General features: G+C 69.9%; 11 protein-coding genes. 7 read left to right on the top strand and 4 right to left on the bottom strand.

The genetic code is table 11. The annotated features are described in order from the left end of the window. Positions 1–49: 49 nt before the first annotated feature. The gene (locus tag KHP12_RS41970; protein ID WP_086880571.1) at positions 50–733 is read right to left on the bottom strand and encodes a response regulator transcription factor; all 684 of its coding nucleotides are present in this window, start codon (positions 731–733) and stop codon (positions 50–52) included. A gap of 880 nt (positions 734–1,613) precedes the next feature. Here KHP12_RS41970 and KHP12_RS41975 point away from each other — a divergent pair. From KHP12_RS41975 to KHP12_RS41980, 3 genes are all read left to right on the top strand, one after another. Beyond that, complete coding sequence (locus KHP12_RS41975) at positions 1,614–2,345, top strand: ATP-binding cassette domain-containing protein (protein WP_308036196.1); 732 nt, start codon at positions 1,614–1,616, stop codon at positions 2,343–2,345. Then, positions 2,302–2,490, top strand: a complete 189-nt coding sequence (locus KHP12_RS51820; protein WP_246643267.1) for a S26 family signal peptidase — start codon at positions 2,302–2,304, stop codon at positions 2,488–2,490. Before KHP12_RS41975 ends, KHP12_RS51820 begins: the two co-directional genes overlap by 44 nt. A gap of 110 nt (positions 2,491–2,600) precedes the next feature. Further along, on the top strand, positions 2,601–3,545 hold the full coding sequence (locus tag KHP12_RS41980; protein ID WP_308036197.1) for a S66 family peptidase: 945 nt from the start codon (positions 2,601–2,603) through the stop codon (positions 3,543–3,545). A 25-nt stretch (positions 3,546–3,570) separates the two neighbouring features. Here the strand turns inward: KHP12_RS41980 and KHP12_RS41985 are convergent, their stop codons facing one another. After that, positions 3,571–6,327, bottom strand: coding sequence for an ABC transporter ATP-binding protein/permease (locus KHP12_RS41985; protein ID WP_211834402.1), 2,757 nt, complete (start codon positions 6,325–6,327; stop codon positions 3,571–3,573). Between the two features lie 518 nt (positions 6,328–6,845). On the opposite strand from KHP12_RS41985, the gene KHP12_RS41990 reads away from it, so the two are divergent. Both KHP12_RS41990 and KHP12_RS41995 read left to right on the top strand, forming a co-directional pair. After that, positions 6,846–7,787 (top strand): quinone oxidoreductase family protein, encoded by a 942-nt coding sequence (locus KHP12_RS41990; RefSeq protein ID WP_086884576.1) that lies wholly within the window; start codon positions 6,846–6,848, stop codon positions 7,785–7,787. Positions 7,788–7,821: 34 nt separating this feature from the next. Beyond that, positions 7,822–8,430 (top strand): TetR/AcrR family transcriptional regulator, encoded by a 609-nt coding sequence (locus tag KHP12_RS41995; protein ID WP_086884575.1) that lies wholly within the window; start codon positions 7,822–7,824, stop codon positions 8,428–8,430. Here the strand turns inward: KHP12_RS41995 and KHP12_RS42000 are convergent. Together KHP12_RS42000 and KHP12_RS42005 are read right to left on the bottom strand one after the other, a co-directional pair. Then, on the bottom strand, positions 8,412–9,260 hold the full coding sequence (locus KHP12_RS42000) for a hypothetical protein (RefSeq protein ID WP_211834403.1): 849 nt from the start codon (positions 9,258–9,260) through the stop codon (positions 8,412–8,414). The two genes, KHP12_RS41995 and KHP12_RS42000, sit on opposite strands and share 19 nt — an antisense overlap. 152 nt (positions 9,261–9,412) lie before the next feature. Beyond that, positions 9,413–11,971 (bottom strand): CocE/NonD family hydrolase, encoded by a 2,559-nt coding sequence (locus KHP12_RS42005; protein WP_246648861.1) that lies wholly within the window; start codon positions 11,969–11,971, stop codon positions 9,413–9,415. Between KHP12_RS42005 and KHP12_RS42010 the strand changes: the two genes are divergently transcribed. Then, a complete protein-coding gene (locus tag KHP12_RS42010; RefSeq protein WP_210609055.1) occupies positions 11,871–12,437 on the top strand; it encodes a TetR/AcrR family transcriptional regulator in 567 nt (188 codons plus the stop codon). The two genes, KHP12_RS42005 and KHP12_RS42010, sit on opposite strands and share 101 nt — an antisense overlap. An 88-nt stretch (positions 12,438–12,525) precedes the next feature. Continuing rightward, entirely contained in the window at positions 12,526–15,657 is a 3,132-nt protein-coding gene (locus KHP12_RS42015; RefSeq protein WP_210609054.1) for a discoidin domain-containing protein, read from the top strand. Positions 15,658–16,319: the final 662 nt, after the last annotated feature.

Raw genomic sequence — 16,319 nt, forward strand, 5'->3', positions numbered from 1 at the left:
GACGGCCGCAGCGTTCTCCGGATGATACGGCGGGTTCTCCCGCGGGCGGTCATGCGGAAGCGGGACCGGCATCGAGACGGTAGCCGCACCCGCGCACTGTCTGAATGGTGTGCACGCCGAACGGAGTATCGATCTTGCGGCGCAGCGCACTGATGTAAACCTCGACGATGTTGATGTCGCCGTCGAAGTCGTTGTCCCAGACGTGTTCCAGGACCTCGGTCTTGGCGACTACCTCGCCACGGCGGCGGGCGAGGTACTCCAGTACCGAGAACTCCCTGGCCGTCAGTGCCAGCACCGCCTCCCCGCGGCGGCAGCGTCGTGCGGCCGGATCGATATGTAAGTCCCCGACCTCGAAAGCCGCCGGGCGTTCGCGCTGGCCACGACGGATCAGAGCCCTCAGCCGGGCGGTCAGCGCCACGAAGGAAAAGGGCTTGGTGACGTAGTCGTCCGCACCGGTGTCCAGCCCTTCAGCTTCGTCGTACTCACCGTCCTTCGCGGTGAGCATCAGCACCGGCGTCCACACATCCGCCTCGCGCAGCCGAGCGCACAGTCGGAAGCCGTTCAGCCCGGGCAGCATCACATCGACAACGGCGGCGTCATAGGCGTTCTCCATCGCCAGCTCCAGACCGCGAGGCCCCTCATAAGCCAAGTCGACCGCAAAGCCCTCACCGGTCAGCCCCCGTCTGAGTAAGCCGGCCAGACGTCGATCGTCTTCCACCACGAGAATCCGCATCCCCACAGCATCCCGCACTCTCGCTGAATCAGACCAGAAGGAACCTCAGCAACCTTCAGCCTCCCCCCAGGCCCACCATGGCAGCATCCCTTGGCAGCGGCCTGAGGACCGGCTGGTCCCTGAGCCGAATTGCTCGCAGTTCTCTTCGACAAGAACGACATGGCAATCACAAGCTGCGTACCAGGAACCAGCAGGGAGAAAACAGTGTTGAAACGTCTTGGCGCATTTGCCGGCAGCATGACATTGGGCGGGCTTCTGCTGCTGACCGCCGCCCCCAACTCTCAGGCAGCGGTGAGCGGGTGCTGGGCGGATAAGGCCGACAGCGCGACGGGGCAGGGAGGCTGCGACAACGTCACTGGAAGCAGTACCTGGCGGGTCGGTTGGATCTGTAGCGGTAACTACAGGTGGACGGAATGGGATAACTTCCCGGGATTCGTCACAGCCTCGTGCGCCAGCGGAACCTTGACCCACATCTGGGTCGACCGCAGGCAATGATATCTGCCCCGGCTTCAGGCCGTCTGCCCTGGAACACCGCCGCCCAACTGCCGCACAGTGCCTGCGCGAATCGCCAACAATCCTGCGCGGACCGACAATTCTCACCGGAACCGGGAGCGTGACATGCGAAAGCAGCTCGAGAAACTCGGAAGCAAACTCCTCGACCGCCTGGTACCGCAGCTGGAGGCCTCGGCAGCCAGCCAGGCGTGCGAAGACTGCTACCGCTGCGTGCGGGGGACCGGCTGTCCTGACGGCACGTATGGGCAGATCCGGCTCGAGTGCCACGACGGGACCACCGCCTGGCACTACGACAGCTGCGGCGTCCAGTGTCGAAGCGGCCAAGGAGGTGCGCCTTTACGGGATTGGCGCATTTCTGCAGGGAAGAATGCTCGCCGACCGACGCGCCACGAACTCCGCGAGACGGAACCTGGACCGGCGCGAGGCCCTCGTCCAGTCGGGCCTCGCCCTGTTCGCCGCGCTCGTCTCCGGTGGTGGTCTGATCTGGGCGGTCATCTCGGCCCGTTCGGGACACCTCTCGCTCGGTGACATCACGATCTTTATCGCGGCGGTGGCCGGAGTGCAGAGTTCCCTCGTCGCCGTCGCGGGACATCTGTCCAGTTCACACCATGCGCTGATGATGTTCGACCACTACCGTGCGGTGATCACTGCGGGAGCCGATCTGCCGGTGGCCGCCTCACCTCGACCGCTGCCCGCCCTACGGCGAGGAATCGAGTTCCGGGACGTGTGGTTCCGTTACTCCGAGGAACACCCCTGGGTCCTGGCGGGCGTCAACCTCTCGATTCCTCACGGGAAGGCGCTGGCCCTTGTCGGACTGAACGGTTCCGGAAAGTCCACCCTGGTCAAACTGATCTGCAGATTCTACGACCCCACCCGGGGTGCCATCCTCTGGGACGGCGTGGATCTGCGCGCGCGGCGGGCGGCTCGCCGCGGGGCGGGTGGTCGTGGTGGAGCGGATGGTGAAGAGGGAGCGGTGGACCCGGCGCCCTTTCCACCGGGACATCGGGCCGGCGCAAGGGGCGAAGCTGCGTTGGTTCATCAAGCGGATAGCCGCCATGCCCGGCGACCCGGTGCCGCAGGGGGGAGTGGCCCCTCATGAGCGGACGCCTGGAGGCACCGTTCCGTCCGGCAAGCTCGTCCTTCTCGGTGACAACCCCTCGGTGAGCTACGACTCGCGGCAAGCTGGGTACTTCCCGGCGGAGCGTGTGCTGGGCACCGTGCTGTTCAGAAGCCAACAGCCGTAACAAGCGGAATATCGTCGGCACGGTCCTTGTTGCTCGCCAGTATTGATCAACAAGGAGGAGACCCCATGCCTGCGGTCCTTCGGCCCCGCGCGCTACGTTCCGGCGACCTCGTGGTCGTCACCGCGCCCTCGGGCCAGCTCGAGCCGGGTGAGGAACCACTGCTCGCCCGCGGTGTGGCGATACTCGAGCGGATGGGTTTCCGCGTGCGGGTCAGCCCGATGGTCGACCCGGCGCGGAATCGCTGGTGGGCATCGGGCACTCCGGCGGAGCAGGCCGATGAACTCAATGCTTTGCTCCGGGACCCGGAGGTGCGGGCCATCGTCGCGCATACCGGTGGACAGGCGACCATCGGCTATCTCGATTTGATCGATCTGGACGCGATCCGGGCCGACCCGAAACCGATCCTCGGCTACAGCGATATCTCGCTGCTGCACATGGCGTTGTACGCCAAGACCGGCCTCGTCGGCTTCCACGCCGATATCGCCACCCACGGTTTCGGCGGCGATTGGTACACGCTGGGCGACGAGGCCCGTCGCTCCGAGCTCGTCGACCTCTACACCCGTGTGCTGACCAAGGCCGAGGCGCCGGGCGCGCTGCCGGCGAGGGGGGCTTGGGAAACCTGGCGGCCGGGCCGCGCGCAGGGACCACTGTTCGGCGGTTTGCTGAACCGCCTGGTCCTCCTCCAGGCGACACCGTTCGCGCCGGCCCCCGAACGGTTCGAGGGCGCCGTGTTGTTCTGGGAGGAGGTGCAGCGGCCGGTCTCGCGGATCTGGAACGACCTGCATACCCTGCGGCTGTCCGGTGTGCTGGACCGGATCGCGGGCATGGTGGTCGGCATCCCGACCGAGGTCACGCCCCACGAGGGTGGCGGAGCGCACGCAGGTCTACGCGACGTGGTACTCAATGTCCTGGCGCAGCGTGACATCCCGGTCCTCGCCCAGGTCGACTTCGGTCACACCTCGCCCAACCTGCCGCTGCCCATCGGCGTCCGCGCACACGTGGACGCGGACAACCGGAGGCTGTCCCTGCTCGAGTCGGCGGTCGCGGAAGGCTGAGTGAAGGATTTCCGGAGCCGACCACTCAGTCCCGCATGATCTCGGGCTCGTGCCGGCGCAGCAGGCGGGCCACCGCGAAGCCGCAGATCAGTCCGATCGCCAGGAGCACACCCAGGTCGATGCCCCACTGGGCGACGGTGTGGGCCCACAGCGGGTCGAGCTCGTCCGGCTTGTCGAGGTTCCAGGGCGGCATGGTGTGCGCGAGGTCGAGTGTGGTCCCGGCACCGGCGACCGCCCAGCGGGCGGGCATCAGCCAGCCGAGCTGTTCGATGCCCGGCGAGTCGAACAGCTTGAAGAGGACTCCGGTGAAGACGACCTGGACGACGGCGAACATCACGAGCAGCGGCATGGTCTTCTCCGGGGTCCTCACGAGCGCGGAGATGACCAGACCGAACAGCATGGTGGTGAAGCCCAGCGCACTGATGACCACGCAGACCTCGACCGCCGTGGGCATGAGCAGCCCCTGGGCGGGCAGTTGGCGGACGGAGAAGCCGATCGCGCAGATGACGACGCTCTGCATCGTGGTGATCAGACCGAGGACGATCACCTTTGACATCAGATACGCGGAGCGGGACAGACCCGTGGCTCTCTCCCGTTCGTAGATCACCCGTTCCTTGATCAATTCACGTACGGAGTTGGCCGCGCCGGAGAAGCACATGCCGACGACCAGCACCAGCAGAATGGTTCCGGACTCCTGGTTGTAGCGGAAACCGCTGTTGGGCGGTGGCGGGGCGAGGCCGTATTTCGCCGGAATCAGACAGCTCACTCCGCCCAGCACGGCGGGGAGCAGCAGCATCAGCGCCATGAAGCCCTTGTCGGAGGCGATGACCGACACATAGCGGCACATCAGCGTCCACAACTGGCCGATCCAGCCCTGTGGTTTGGACTGTAGAGCCCGTGCGGGCGGCTGTGTCGCGGGGGTGCCCGGCTGCTGCGGCGGTACGGCCGAGTCGATCTCCGCGATGCACCGGTCGTACTGCCGGGAGGCCCGCCAGCGCCCGCCCCAGTCGTCCTCGCGATGGTTCTCGAAGGCGGAGAAGACATCGGCCCAGCTCTCGTGACCGAAGTAGTCCAGGGCCTCGCCCGGGGGGCCGAAGTACGCCACGGAGCCGTCGGGCGCCATGACCAACACCCGGTCACACAAGGACAGTTCGGCGACCGAGTGCGTCACCACCAGCACGGTGCGGCCGTCGTCGGCGAGCTCCCGCAGCAGCTTCATCACATCACGGTCCAGGCCCGGGTCCAGACCGGAGGTGGGCTCGTCGAGGAAGAGCAGGGAGGGCTTGGTCAGCAGTTCCAGGGCCACGGACACCCGCTTGCGCTGACCGCCGGAGAGTGAGGCGACCTTCTTGGCCCGGTGGACGTCGAGTTTGAGCTCCTGTAGCACCTCGTCGATACGGGCCTTGCGCTCGGCCGCCTTGGTGTCACCGGGGAAGCGGAGCGTGGCGGCGTACTTCAGAGCGGTGTCGACGGTCAGTTCCTTGTGCAGGATGTCATCCTGCGGGACCAGGCCGATACGGCGGCGCAACTCGGCGAACTGGGCGTAGAGATCGCGGTGGTCGTAGAGCACCTGACCACGGTCGGCGGGCCGGTAGCCGGTGAGCGCGCGCAGCAGGGTGGACTTCCCGGAGCCCGACGGCCCGATCACCGCGACCAGCGACTTCTCGGGGACACCGAACGAGACGTCGTTCAGGATGGTCTTACCGCGCCCGACGGTCACCGTCAGGTTGCGGGCGGTGAAGGAGACCTCACCGGTGTCGACGAACTCCTCCAGCCGGTCTCCGGCGAGTCGGAAGGTGGAGTGGCCGACGCCGACGATGTCGTACGGGCCGATGACCTGGCGGTGTACGGGCTGCCCGTTGACATAGGTGCCGTTGTGACTGCCGAGGTCGACGATTTCGAAGCGGCCACCGGGCAGGGGCCGGAACTCGGCGTGGTGGCGGGAGACATACGGGCCCTCCACCACGAGTTCGTTCTCCGGCGCGCGACCGATACGCAGCCGTTGGCCCAGGTCGAGTCGGTGGACGCCCGAGGGGTCCCGGTCGATGAAAAGGGACGCGGCGGTCCCACGGGGGTCGGCCGCGGATCCTTCGGGCCGGTCGGTGTCCCGGGCGTCGCCCGTGTCCAGGGGAGTCCGGGGAGCCGCGGCACGGGTGAGGTCGGACGCGGCGGGGTGGGGGAGGGGCCGGAACAGGTCGTCGCCGTGGACTGCCGCCGCCCCCGCGGCGGCTCCCGGGGCCTCCCCCGCCCGGGGGCCGGGCACCACCGGGGGTGTGGCGGCGGCCGCCGCCGAGGTGCCCCGATCCGTGGCACCCCGCGCCTGGGGACGGGACTCGCCCTGGGGCAGCCCCGCGCGTATCCGAGGGTCGGCACGGGCCTGAGCGTCGGCACGGACCTGCGCGTCGGCACGGGCCTGGGCGTCAGCACGGGCCTGGGCGTCGGCACGGACCTGCGCGTCGGCACGCACATGAGCGTCACCCACCGCCGCCGGGGCTCCGGTGAAGTCCAGCCGCATGCCGGTGGAGACGTCTCCCAGCCGGATGATCGAACCGTGGCCGATCTCGATCCGCTGGATACGACGCCCTTCGGCGAACGTGCCGTTCGCGCTGCCGAGGTCCTCGATGACCCACGTCCCGCCGTCACAACGGATGATCAGGTGCCGCCGGGAGACCCGGCGGTCGATGAACGAGATGTCGGCCTGCTGGTCGCGCCCGATGGTGTAGCTCCGGGACGCGTCCAACGTCCAGGTGCGTCCATTGGCATGCAGTACAAGTTCCGGCACGTCTGCCCCAAGTCGGTCGTGTGCACCGAGGCCGTCTGCGTGAGCGCAGACGACGCCTCGGACGGTTCCTGCGGTTCCGGCGTGCGCCCGGACGTCCCGGGCGCGGATGAGCGTCATACGGTCTGCGGCGCGAGGTGATGAACCACCACCTGTCCATACGCCAACCGGCTCAGCGGCGGGCCGTGCGCCGGTTGGCGAGTGCCGGAACATCGACGGTCGGGCATCACAGCGGTGTGTCCTCGTGGAATCGGGGTCGGGGGCGGGGGCGGGGGCGGGGCCGGAAACCGGGTCGGTCAGCCGGTGTGCGGCCCGGACCGGGGCAGGTCGGCGCGTACGGTCATGGCCGGTATGGAAGAGGGCGCGGGACCCGCGGAGGTTGCGCGTCATGGTGCGGAGCTGGGGATTCCGCGGCCGGACGGCCGCCGGTGCTGGTGACGACGGCGTGAACGCCTTGAACGGATGCCCACACCCGCAGTATCGTTCCGATTCGGATCGGAACGTATTGAGAGGTGGCCACTATGCGAGCAGCGGTCGTGCAGCCGTCCGGGGCGCTTGACCTGATCGACGTGGAACAGCCGGCACCCGGGCCCGGCCAGGTACTCGTCGAGGCCGACGTGATCGGCGCGGGCTATGTCGACGTCATGCTCAGCCGAGGCGAGTACCGGGGCATTCCCGGCCCGGGCTCCGTGCCGGGGATGGAAGTCGTCGGCCGAGTACAGGCGGCCGGACCGGGTGCGCCCGGCGATCTGGTCGGTCGGCGGGTACTGGCCATGCCAGCCCTCGGCGGCTACGCCGAGCGAGTCGTCGTCGACGCGGACCGGGTCCTGTCGGTGCCGGAGGAGGCCGACGCCGCCGAGGCGGTCGCGCTGGGCGTGAACGCGCTCGTCGCCGAGATCGCGCTGCGCCGAGCGGGGACGGCGGCGGGCGAACACGTTCTCGTCCGCGGTGCGGGCGGCGGAATCGGTTCGCTGGCAACACAGATCGCATCCGCTCGTGGGGCCGAGGTCACCGCGGTCACCTCCTCGGCGGCCCGTGGCGAGCGTCTGCTGGAGTTGGGCGCCGCGCGGATCGTGGACCGGACCGCCTCCGCCGTCCCCGACCGGACCTACGACGTGATCGTGGACACGGTCGCGGGCCCGGACGCGGGCCGGTACCTGAAACTGCTACGCGACAACGGACGCTATGCGTTGTGCGGCGGTGTCGGTGGCGCTCCGGGCGAAGACCTTCTCTCCACGCTGCTGAGCGATTTCCACAAGTCGCCGACGCTGCTGGCGTTCAGTCTGAACTCGGTGACACCACAGGAGTTGCTCCGATCCTGGCAGGAGATCACGGCGCTGTGGACCGGGGGCCTGCTCTCACCCGTGCTCCACCAGCGTCTTGCGCTCACCGACGCCGAGCACGCCCTGGAGCTGCTGGAACGCGGAACGCCGTTCGGCAAGGTGGTGCTGGATCCTCGGTAAGGTGGGCGGATCACGGCGGCAGCAGGGAGGTGCGATGGCACGCCGACGCGACGAGCGCATCGACCGCTCCGTGCTGGCCGCGGTGTCCGAGCTGGTGCGGGAGGTCGGCTACTCGGCGCTGACCATGGAGGCCATCGCCGCCCGCGCGGGCACCACCAAGCCGGCCATCCGCCGCCGCTGGAAGAGCCGGCAGCACCTGATCGTCGCGGCCATGGCGCACGAACGGGTCGGCGTCGTGGAGATCGACACCGGCTGCCTGCACTGCGACATCGTCGGGCACCTGGAGGCGCTGCGCGTCGGCCTGGCCGATCCCGCCCTCAGCCGCGTGATCCCCGCACTGCTGGCCGACCTCGCCAACGATCCCCAGCTGCACGAGGAATTCCTCACCATCGTCTGGGAACCCCGCAGGAATGCCTGTGCGGTCTCTCTGCGCAGAGCGCGGGAACGCGGCGAGGTGCAGCAGCTCGATGTCGACCTCCTGCTGGACCTGTTCGCCGCACCCGTCGTCTTCCGGGCGTTGTTTCGCCATGCCGAGCTGGGGCCGGACTTCGCCGAACTCGTCACCCGTGCCGTGCTCGTCGGGGTGGGGGACTCCAGGACGTCCTACTGCACACGCCAAGCTGGTCAGGCGAGCTCGCGCTGAGGCCCCTGGAGATCGGTGAGAGTGGCGGTCGGCTCGTCCCGCGGGTGCTGGATGGTGCCACGCGGCAGACGCGGCCGGGCGAGCAGTTGCGGGTGGTCCCGGCCGTGTTCCAGTTCCACCGCCTCGTCGGCGTAGCGGAGTGCGGAGTCGTCGTCGGCGTTCCGGGCCGCCAGTGAGGCGGCCGCCGCCGGGGCGACGGGGCGGTAGTCCGAGTCCGGTGCGGCGCGGTCGCGGGCCTGTGCCACCAGGCCGGCGGTGCCGGTGACCCGCCCGTCGGCCGTCTCGACCGCGGCGAGCGCACTGGCCAGCAGCAGTTGGCGTTCGTCCGTACCGGTGTGGAGACGGTGCAGCGCATGCGTCAGGTGGGTGCGCTCCTTCGCCGGCGGTTCCAGCGTGGCGGAGGGGACCACGGCCTCACCGTGCAGTGGCAGGCACATCGCGGTCAGCCAGCTGACCAGCCGTTCGTACGCTTCGGTTTCCTCGTCCTCGGCGATGAGCCTGTCGTGTCCGAAGCAGCGTATGGACTCCAGGAGCCGGAAGCGGGTGGGGCCGCTGGTGTCGGTGAGCGCAGTGATGACGGATTTGGCTTCCAGGCCGATGAGGAGCCGCGGTATCGCGGTGGCCGGGGCGGGCAGGTCGGAGGCGATCGCCGCGGCGGCGTCCGGGCCGAAGTCGTCGGACAGCACCGACAGCCTGCGCAGCAGCGCCTGTTTTTGCGGGTTCAGCAGGGCGTAGCTCCACTCCAGGGAGGCGCGCAGGCTCTGGTGGCGGTCGTCGGCGAGCCGCCGGCCGTTGGTCAGCAGGGCGAGCCGGTCCTCGAGCCGGGTCACGATCTCCTACATGATGAACAGGATGGCCCCCGGGATCATCGGTTCCGACCGAAGCGGCGCCTACGTCACGGCCATCTACGACGCACTTCGGAACCACGCCTAGGTGTGTTGTCCCGGCACGTTGGTGAGGGGACAACACACCCAGGGCGGTGTCAACCTACGATCGGCAGCTGTACGTAGCCCAGGCGGGACGGTCCTGTGTGCACTCTGTTGACGGCCCCGTCGTGGTAGGCGGGGTCGTAGGCGTGGTGCATGCCGTGCGCGACGCCGTCGTAGGGTTGCACGTCGACGCGGATGCGCTGGCCTTTTCTGAGCAGCCCGGTGCTGGGGACCAACTCGATTTCGACCTCGACCTCCTCGTCCGGGACGAGCTCCGCGTAGTCGGCTTTGCGATGGGTGTGTTTGACGGTGTAGTTCGTGCTGCGTTCTTCGTCGATTTTCCGGTGTGAGGCTTTCAGCCAGCCCTTCATGAGCGGAATGGGACGATCGCCGAAGCCGCTCGTGGCGAACCCGGTGAAGTCGACTTCGTGGCCGCTCTCGTCGATGACCCGTACCGACACGTAGATGTCCATGTCGTGGCTGGTGGACGAGACCGTCAAGCCGACTTTTCCGTATCCGGCGAGGATCGCGTCGGCGGTCAGCGGAGGGCTGAGGAACGAGCTGCCGGTGGCGTGCGGATCGGACTGGGCCGATGCGGGATCGACACGCAAGGCCGCTCCGCGGGCAGGAGGAACCAGCGCGATCTCGGCCGGATATGCCGTCTGCGCCGAGGCGGTCGGTTCGGTCGTCTCCAGCCGGAGGAACTGTCGCTCTCCTGCCGGCTGGGCCGTCTGTGCGCGAGAGGCGTCGAGGTACCAGCGGCGGTACTCGGTGCGCGCGATGGGCCACTCGTTCTCGTGGAGGATGTGCGCGGCACCGTTGCCGGACCGGATCTCCAGGCGCACGGGCGGGACGTCCATGATCCCGTTGTCGACTCCCTTGAGCCAGTGGTCGAAGAAGGCTTTGTACGCGGCGACGGTCTCCTCGGCGTAGGACTTCTGGAACCAGTCGTCCCAGAGGTCGAGCTTCTTGTTCGCGGTCGGCGTGGCCAGATAGGCGTTGCTGCCGCCGAGCTGGTGGAAGTGAGCGGAGTGCGTCGTTGCGGCAACTGCCCAGAGGGGAACGGTGACGTCGGTCAGGTCGGGGCTCATGAAGACGTCGGCCCGTGGTCCGAAGACGGCGTCGGGGTCGGTGTCGCGGAAGGGGCTGTCCTTCAGGGTCTGGATGAAGTCCGCGATGTCGGGCGTTCCCACGACTGCGGGGTCGATCCCGTTCGCCTTCCAGACGGGCCAGAACTGCTCGTTGAAGATTCCGCCGTTGTAGGCGACCTCCTCGTAGAGGTCCACGTCGGTGCCGATGGCGATCATCGCTTTGAGGTGCTTGGGCTGGAGGCCGGCGGCCTGGTGCTGGCTCATCGCGAGGTATGACATGCCCCAGGTGCCGACGTTGCCGTTCGACCATGGTTGAACGCCGGCCCAGTCAATGCAGTCGCGAAGAGCCTCGGCTCCTGCGATCCCCCAGGGGGCGAGCCGTCCGGGGTTGTTGCCGGCGCCGGGCATGTCTGTCCGTACGACCGCGTATCCGTCGGGAACCCAGGACGCGGTGTTGACCGTTTCGTGATTCTCGAATGGCTGCCCGCCGGGATTGCCGCAGAAGTAGCCGTCCTCCATGAGCTCGTGCTCTTCGAGGTCGGCGGCGGTCGCGATGGAGTGGTGGTTGAACGCCTTGCCGTAGGGCCCCGAGCTGATGACGACCGGGTAGGTGCCTGGCCGGGCGGGCCGGAAGACGTCTGCGAGGACGTGCTCGCCGTTGTGCAGCGGGATCTTGACGTCGCGGAACCGCAGGATGCCCATCGCGTTGCGGCGCACCTCATTCCGGGCGTTCGCCGGCGTGCACAGAGTTCGCGGGCCGGTGTCCTCGAAGACTCCGGCTTCGTTCAGATCCCGCAGGATCTCGGCGATGACCGGGTCGTCGGTGAACGCCTGGACCTTGTCCGCGGCAGCGGTGCCCGTGAAGTCGGCGTCGTGCCGGAAATCGATGTGCCGGCGGCCGATGATGTCGTGGACCTCTGGGGCGATCTGTGTCCCGTGGTCCCGGATGTTCTTCCGGCCGAGGGTGAACACGAATCGGGCGATGTTCGTCAGTCCGGGGTCGCGCAGCTTGGCGACATCACCGTCCACACGGGCGACGATCTGCGCCAGGTTCACCCGGGGGCGGGCGGAGACGTTGCCGATGGGTGTCGCCCCGACGAGGAAAGCGACCCGTTCTCCCTCCTCGTACAGGAATTCACCCTCTGCTCCCGTGAGTCCCTGGTGAGTTGGGGTTTCGTAGATGAGACCGGTGATCGGGCCGGCCAGTAAACCTGTCTGCGTCATGGGCTCTTCCTCGGGCGTGCGGAACGGGAGCTGGAGGTAGGAGGCGTGGTCGCCGCCGGTGCACCGCGGCAACATATCAACAGTCGTTGATATCGCGTGCTCAGTGTACACTGCCGGCATGGCTGAGCGACTCGAAACACGGGAGCCGCCTGCGCGGCGCGGCCGAAGGCCCGGGCGGAACACGACCCGCCAGGCGGTGCTCGATGCCGCGCGTCGGCAGTTCGCCGCGGCCGGGTTCAAGGGCGCGACGATCCGCGCGATCGCCGCGGACGCCGGCGTCGACGCCGCACTCGTCATGCAGTTCTTCCGGTCGAAGGACGAGCTCTTCGGGGCGGTGATGTCGATCTCGCCCGAGGCGCTCTCCCGTATCGCGGGCGCGTTCAGCGGTCCTCTGGAATCGGTTGGTGAGCAGGCTGTCCGGGCGTATCTCGCCGTCTGGGAGGGCGATCAGCCCGACGCCGACGCGCTGCGGGCGATGCTGCGTGGCGCGGTCTCCAACGAGCAGGCGGGCGCACAGCTGCGGGAGTTCATCGAATCGCGACTGTCCGAAGGCGTCCGGCACTTCGGGTCGGACCCTCATGATGCCGAGCTCCGCGCTGCTCTCGCGTCCTCCATGCTGATCGGCATCACCGTCGGCCGGCAGATCGTGCGAGTCTCCGTGCTCGCCGAGGAAGACCGCGAGGCGATCGTCCGGCGCGTCGGTCCGGCTCTCCAGGCGCTGCTCGTACCTCCGCGGTCGCCGACGTGCTGTCCGAACGGCTGACGTCACGCCCGTTGACGCGCGTACCGGAGTGGCCGAAGAATGTGCGACACGCTCTGACAACGTTGTCCAGCCCCCGAGGTGTCGTTCCGTGTCGCACCCGTCCCTGCCCCTCGACCGCCGCCGCTTCCTGCATCTCGCCGGTCTCACGGGCGCGCTGGCCGCCCTGCCCCCGCTCACCGGAGCCGCGAGCGCCCACGCGGCGCGGGGCCGCACCGACACGCCGCCCGACGCCGTCGCGGCCACCTATCTGCGGGTGCTCCTGGACCACACCCGGTGGTCCGAGACGCAGTGGGACGAGGCCCAAGGGCACTACACCGCCAAGGACTTCGGGTTCGCCGTGGTGCTCGGCAACGCGGTCCTGCTCACCCACGGCACCTACGACGCGGCGCGCGCGGGCACCGACCGGGAGACCCTCGAGCGGCGCACGCTCGCCACCATCCGTCACTTCGCCGCGTCGAACCGGCTCACCGGCGGCGACGAGTGGGGCCGCACGCTCTTCTTCGACACCACCTTCCAGTCGTACTTCGTCCTCGCCGCCCGGCTGCTGTGGAAGGACCTCGACACCGCGACGCGGCGGAACGTCGAGACCATCGTCCGCGAACAGGCCGTCTACACCGCGTCGTTGGGCAGTGGCGACGACCCCGCCTCGGGCGACTGGACGCCGAACGGCCTGACCGGCGGACACGTCGGCGACACCAAGCTGGAGGAGATGGGCCTGTACGCGCAGACCCTCGCACCGGCGCTCGCGTGGGCCCACGACGACCCCCGCGCCGCCGACTGGGCCAGGTGGTACGGCATCTGGTCGCGCAACGAGGCGGGGCTGCCGCCCGCCGACCTCGCCAACCCCGCCCGCGTGGACGGCGCCGCCGTCTCGGAGAACACCGCCCGCAACCTGTACGACACCTTCATCGTCGAGAACCACGGCTCCTTCGGCCCGCACTACCAGGAGGAGCTGTGGCGCACCTCCGGCCGCAACGCCGCGCACTTCCTGGCCGCCGGACGCCCCCTCCCGCAGGTCCTCGCGCGGCAGCCGAACGCGCAGCCGCTGTGGCGCACGCTGCTGGGCGTCATGAGCGACGCGGGCGAACCGCTGATGCCGATGGTCAACGACCGCGAGCACCTCTACGGCAGGGACGTCATCCCGCTCGCCTTCCTCTCCCAGGTGATGCGCGACCGGGCCGCGGCGCGCGCGGAGCGGGAGCTGGCGTCCCGGCTGGAGGCGTACCAGCAGTACCCGCCCGAGCACCGGATGGCGAAGTTCTCGGGGGAGCCGAAGTACGAGCCGGAGGCGCGCGCCGAGATCGCGATCAGCTATCTGCTGCACGTGTGGGCGGCGGCGTCCGGGCGGCCCGTCGAGGCGCTGTCACGCGAGGAGTTGTTCGCACGGGCCTCCGGTGTCACGGACTTCGGGACCGGCCCCGGACTGGTGTCGCACCAGTCGCGGGCCGCGTGGGCCGGTGCCGTGACGAAGCCCGGGTTCGTGAAGTTCGCCTGGCAGCCGGGGCATGACGACTGGCTGTTCCGGCTCAGCGGTGCGACCCCGATGTTCCTGCCCGCCACCGCCGCGAAGGTCCAAAGCCGTACCGTGCGCGTGTACGAGTCCCCGCGCGACGGCTTCGACGGCAGTGCGACGCTCCTGCGCCTCGACGGCGGCTGGGCCGGGTTCGCGACCCTCCCGACGGGCTCGATCGTCTACGCGAGCGGCGGCACCGCCGACGCGGAGGGCCACCTCGAGGTGCACAACCTGACGATGCCCGGCATGCCGGGGCTCGACGGCGCGCGCACCTACCGCTTCGAGGAGGGCGAGGCGACCGTCCGCGCCCGCGACACCGCCACCGGCACACCCCCCGGACGGGTCGACGACCTCGGCTTCACCCCCACGACGGTGCGCCACGTCCGCATGCTCGGCGTGCGGCCCGACCCGGCCTACGGGTACTCCCTGTACGCCTTCGAGGTGCGCGACGGCGCCCAGGGCGCGGACCTCGCGCGCGGCGGGTCCGCCACCGCCTCGTCGGCCGACACCGGGAAGGGCGCGCCGCTCGCGGTCGACGGCGACGCGGCCACCCGCTGGGCGGTGTCGAGGGCCGACCGTCCGCGCGCCGACAGCTGGCTGGCCGTCGACCTCGGCGCCGAGCGCCGGATCGACCGGGTCACCCTGCGCTGGGAGTCGGCGGCCGGCCGCGCCTACCGCGTCCAGGGTTTCACGGACGGCCGGGACTGGAGGGACCTGGCGACCGGGCCGAGGCCGGCGGTGAACAGCCGTGGCGGCTGGCTCGACGTCGACGGCCGCGCCGGGCTCGTGGTGCGTGACGGCCGGAACCCGATCGGCGTCTACGACGACGAGATCGTCCTCGGCGACGGCCCGGCGGCACCGCTCCTCGTCGAGGGCTTCCCCGGCACGTCGGCCGGGAAGCTGCGCGCGCTCGCCCGGAGGGCCGCGCCCACGGCGGAGGCCACCGAGGTGCGCACGACGCTGACGGACGGGCATCTGACCCTGTTCAACCTCTCCGGCGAGTCCGTCAGGACGCGGATCACGATCCCGCGCACCGGCACGGACACCGTGGCCTTCGAGGGCACGCAGACGCTGACCGCCGACGGCACGTCCTTCGAGGCCACGCTGCCCGTCGCCACGGCGGTCGTGCTGCCCCCGCGCTTCACGCTCACCCCCCTCACGGGCCGGCGCCTGCCGCCGGGCCTGCGGGTCCAGGTCGTCGACGGCGCGACCGTGCGCCTGTCCGGGGCCTCCTGCACCCTGCGCGTCCGGGCCCAGGGGCACAGCGAGGTCGCCGTCGTCAGGGCGGACCGGACGATCACCGTCGTCCTGGCCGGGGCGGCCGCCCATCCGCACGACGACCTGGCCCTCGGCAGGACCGTCTTCCCCACGAGCCCGCTGCCGGAGGGCATGTCCGACCCCGCGGCGGCGGTGGACGGCGACGCCCACACGGCCTGGCAGCCGGGTCCGCGCGGCCGCATGGTCGTGGACCTCGGTGCGGCCCGCCCGGTCCGCCTGGTGGAGACCGAGTGGACGGCGGGGACGGCGCCGGGCGCGAAGGTCGGCTTCAGCACGGACGGCATCACCTACCGGGACGCCGGGACCCTCACCGGCCGGGGCCGCGTACGCCGGTTGACCGCCTCCGGCACGGCCCGCTATGTCAGCCTCGAGGTCGACGCGTCGGCGCGGGCGGCGGCGTCCCGCCTGCGGCGCCTGACGGTGCGCTGACCGCCTGCGCGGTGTCAGGCGGTCTTTCCCCTCCCCGCCCCTTCCCGAAACTGGGGCTCCGCCCCAGACCCCGGACCGGGGCTCTGCCCCTGGACCCTGGGGCCCGGACCGGGGCTCCGCCCCAGACCCCGAAACTGGGGCTCTGCCCCAGACCCCGGACCGGGGATCCGCCCCTGGACCCTGGGGCCTGGGGCGGGGCCCCACGCGGCGGGGCCCCCATACGGCGGGGCCCCACGCGGCGGGGCCCCCATACGGCGGAGCCCCCCACGCGGCGGAGCCGCATATCGTCAGGTGTCGGGAAGGGGAACAGCCCGGTGACGGCGGCAAGATCCGTCGGAGACTCCCTAGGCGGCCGCGCCGGGCTGTTGTGGCGGCCAGTCGGGTGCGGGTCCTCGGCGAACAGCGGGCGGAGGGCGCCGATGGCCGCCCCGATGCAGACGTCGCGCAGTTGGGCGCGGGTACAGGTCTCATGGGTGAGCCAGTCGACGCAGAGGGTCTGGACGAAGACCAGCCAGCTCTTCAGGACGCCGGACACGGCCTCGCGCGTGCTCTCGTCCGCGAGGGGGAGTACGGTCAGCAGCCGCGCGCGGAGCGCGTCCAGTTCGTTCGTCATGATCGTCTGGATCACGGGTCGCCCGCGAACACCCGGTTCGCGGTGAGGA

This window comes from Streptomyces asiaticus (genome assembly GCF_018138715.1).
Taxonomy (GTDB): Bacteria; Actinomycetota; Actinomycetes; order Streptomycetales; family Streptomycetaceae; genus Streptomyces; species Streptomyces asiaticus.